Origin of the sequence: Pseudoxanthobacter sp., assembly GCF_036822375.1 — a bacterium.
In the GTDB taxonomy this organism is placed as follows: Bacteria; Pseudomonadota; Alphaproteobacteria; order Rhizobiales; family Segnochrobactraceae; genus Pseudoxanthobacter.
On sequence record NZ_DAISHT010000271.1, the window covers coordinates 1 to 3823 of the forward strand.

The 3823-nt window shown below is 66.0% G+C and carries 3 protein-coding genes and 1 pseudogene; all 4 read right to left on the minus strand.

What is annotated here, in order from left to right:
• Positions 1–900 (minus strand): annotated as a pseudogene (locus V7067_RS16245) (hypothetical protein); the annotation flags it as partial.
• Between the two features lies 1 nt (position 901).
• Positions 902–1252: a hypothetical protein gene (locus V7067_RS16250; RefSeq protein ID WP_334176941.1), complete on the minus strand. Its 351-nt coding sequence runs from the start codon at positions 1250–1252 to the stop codon at positions 902–904.
• 275 nt (positions 1253–1527) lie between these two features.
• A complete protein-coding gene (locus tag V7067_RS16255) occupies positions 1528–3606 on the minus strand; it encodes a hypothetical protein (RefSeq protein WP_334176942.1) in 2079 nt (692 codons plus the stop codon).
• A partial coding sequence (locus V7067_RS16260; RefSeq protein WP_334176943.1) for a hypothetical protein occupies positions 3606–3823 on the minus strand: 218 nt, incomplete at its 5' end. The genes V7067_RS16260 and V7067_RS16255, both read right to left, overlap by 1 nt.

The window sequence follows — 3823 nt, forward strand, 5'->3', positions numbered from 1 at the left end:
GTACTCGCCGCCCACGCCGCCGCGCGCCATGACCAGCGCGCCGAAGGACGATGCGGAGCCGTTGCCGCCGTTGGTGCCGATGTTTGCAGTGCCGCCAGCGCCCACAGTCACCGCGACGCCGCCGCTGAACCCGGCGGTCAGCTGTCCGATGGCGATCTGACCGCCAGAGCCGCCGGCGCCGGCAGCGCTCTGTCCCGCCGATGTCGCGGGCACGCCGCCGCCGGCACCGCCGCCGCCCACGCACGTCACGATTACCGACCGGACGGCCGCCGGGGCGGTGTAGGTCTGGCTGTATGTCAGCATGACGACGCGCAAGGGCCGCCAGCCGCCGCCGATCAGGACCCACGCGTCAGCCGCACGCACCAGTTCCGCCACCGCCCCGGCGGCGATGTCGCCAGCCGCAACCGCACCGCCCGCCGGGTGGCGGATCGGCCGCGGCCCGTCGCCCACATCGAGTGTGGCGCCCGCCGCACAGGCAACGTGGGCCATGACCCGCACAACCGTACCGTCGTCCACGCCGATGAAGGCCGGCTGGAACGCCCCGACATAGGCGCCGCCGGTGCCAGTCGTGACGGCATAGTTCCGCTTGCCGGACTGGATGGAGGATTCGCCCGCCTGCTCGGCGCCAAGGCGCGGGATAGCGCGGATCAGGGCGTCGGAGGCGTCCCGGATCACGACATTGTAGGAGCCGGAAAGCGACAGGTAGATGCTCGGGATGATACCGCCGGCATCGCACTCCACCGGCCATGTGTGGGCCGTTGTCAGGTCTGGATCCTGATAGACGAGAAGCGGCGTAGTCGTGTCGCCAACGTAGAAATAGAGCCGGGCGCCGGGCGCCGGCCGCGCGTAGGCATCGAACACCGGAAGCCCTGATTGGGGGAAATAGGCATAGCTCGCCATGTCACGACCCCAGAGCGATAACGGCAACGGTCTGGCCGGGCGTCACCCAGAACTCGCGCTCGCGGCCATCGTGCGAAAACCCAACGGCAGACGAGGCCGCCGTGCGTGCCGTGTTCGCCGCCGCAGGAGATGGCGACGCCCCTTTCGCAAACTGGAACGGAACATCGCCAGCCAGCCGGCATACGCAGGCGCCGAGATTGGCCGGGACAGCGACGGATGATGCCGCCGAGGTGCTCACCGCAAGCATTCCGCTGGCGCAGCACTCGCCCAGCGTCTGCGAGCCGCCCGTGCCGGCGTGCCCCCCTGCGTACTTCGGCTCGACGGTCCAGAATTCGTAATAGACGGTTGCCATGGCGGCCCTCAAAATAAAAAGGCCGCCCCGAAGGACGGCCTTGAAAAAGTCACTGACGGGACTGTCCGTCCCATTTGCCAATCGGTAGCGTGATGGCTGTTGAGATGGAGGTCGCCGTGCGAGACGCCCTATGGAAAATAGGTCAGACGTTTGCGTTTATTGGCCTTGGGTTCTGGATAAACGTTCAGTTTATCGCTGACGGTAAGCCGCCGAATAGCGATACCGCGAACGTGTCTTTTGTCATTTCGGCCATGATACTTTTCTTCGGCATGACGCTATGGATGCATTTTTGCCGGTTCTGTGACTGGCTGCGTTCCCGCCATTCTGGACTCAAGCCCGATGGTCGCAAGGAGCGCCGCGATCTGCCGGCTCCGCACAGCATTTGGGGCCGATTTGAGGAGGTTCTCGAAGAGCGGAAGCGCGCCTCTGGAAGTCAGGATATTCGCAAGCTCTGAGGTGTTTCGGCCGAAGCGATACCGGTCATATGCCTCAGAGAGGATGCGCGGGATTTGTGTTCCGGCGGACGATACGGCCCGCCCGATGGTCCCGCCTCCCTTCATCCCTGCAATGTCCTCCCCATTGAATGCGGTTTCCGATCCGCGCTGAAGCCGCTTCCCGGTTGCCTCAAGGATGTCCAGATACCGGTTGAAGCCATCCCAGCGAGACTTCCCGTCCGGCAGGGCCTCGACTGCCGCCCTCAAACTGTCACGGGCTTCCGGATTTGCCCGGAGTGTGGCCGAGAACTTGGCGCCGCCGAACTGGTTCGGGCCGCTCTGAAGCGATTTCGTGGCATCGTTGAAGACCGTCTCAGCGTGCTGGCGAACCAGCCCGAGGGCGGCATCCGGGTCTCTGGCCGCCAGCTGCTTCACGGCAGAACCGACAACCGGAGATGATCCGGCCTCCGGGTTGCGGGGGAAGAGCGCGCCACGCTGCGCCGTAACATCGGCTGTTCCGGCTATCTGGCCGACCGGGCCCGCTTCGAGAGGTGCAAGTTCTCCCTGTCGCCGCGCGGCCTGTTCTGCGAGCGCTTGCGCATAAGGGGCGGATGTGCGCGAGGCGGAAGACCGGGCATCCTGCGCACCCTCGCTATAAAGGCTGCTGAGAAGCCCACTATGGCCGGCATTCGCGCTGTTGGCGGCAGCGGCGCCCTTCGTCTTCATCTCCTTCGTTACGGCATCGATCATCCCCACAGAATTATCCGGTAGGTGCTGGAAAGCCGGGCCGAGAACCGGGTGTGATCTGATCTGCCTCAGGGTCTCCTGATAGCCGGGATTGGCGGCGATGCGGTCGAAGTCCACTGCTGGGATGGGATCGGCTTCCGCCGCGCGGTAGGCTGCCCTTGTTCCTGCGTTGATATCGCCGCGAAGATCCTGAATAGCCCCTTCGGCTGCGGCCTGCGCCCGCGTCCCTGTCTGGACAGGGTCCATCGTCCTGGGGGCGAGAGCATCAATCGCGGCTCGTCCGCTGGCTTCGACCTGTGCGGGTCGGGCCGCCATGAAATCATCCATGACCTGCGCCCCGCCGCCCGTGCTCTCGGCAACGCGCTGCGCCTTGGCGAGGTTCCTGTATCGGCCGCCAGAGACCTGATTGAGTGCCTCGACTGGCGTCAGCGACAGGCCCCGCTGTTCAGCATCCGCCATCAGGCTCTTGGCAGCCGTCCAATCGGCCTGCACCGTGGCTGAGTCCAGACCAGAGGCGCCCTTCCTCACGATCTGCTGCGGGGCGGAACGGGCGCCGGCAAGGGCCGTTCCGATCCCGCCGACAACAGCACCGCCCACACGCGCAGCCGTCTCAAACGGTGTTCCCTTCGTCATCTGGCCGGCGGTCTCGGATGCGACAGCCGGGACCATGACGGTTGCGGCGCGGCGGACAAGGCTGCCGGGAGACAGAGCCGCCGGGGCAAACTCGCCAATCGTGCGCGCATATTCGCCGGCCGTTGTCTGTGGCGCGTGCAGGTTCCGCGTCATCCAGCCGCGAACGGCCTCCTGTGCAGATGAGACCACGCGGCCGATAGGGTCCGTCCGCGCATCGATCTCATCGCGCAGGGCATTCCTCCGGGCAATATCGGCTTCAGACAGCGGCTCGGCACCGAGCATGCCGCGCAGTTTGTTCTCAACCCAATCGGTGACGCCATAGACCCCGTCCTTAAGCATCTGAGCCCCGGTCGCCGGTGCCATCACCGTTTCGGCGGCGCCCCGCGCAAGACCCGAGCCGAAAGACTGCGCGATGTCGCCTGCCGGCGATACTGCCTCGGCAAAGGGGTCATGATCCACCGGAACCAGTTTGGGGGCAGGCGCCGCCGGCTGCGCGCCAGATGCGAACGGGTCATAATCGACGGGGACAAGGTTCGCCATCACTGCACCATGAGATATTTGCCGGGGCGCGACGGGTCCGGGACATACCATTTTCCATCAGCCGCCTGCCGGGCGCCATCGACGGGCGGCGCAGCCTGTTGCTGCGCAGAGGGGGTGCCGGCCGCCGCCGGCTGCGGCGGAACATAAGCCGCCGGGTCCTCGACATCGAGAAGCGGCATGAACCCTGTAAGGCCCGGCTGCCCGCTGAGAACCTGTT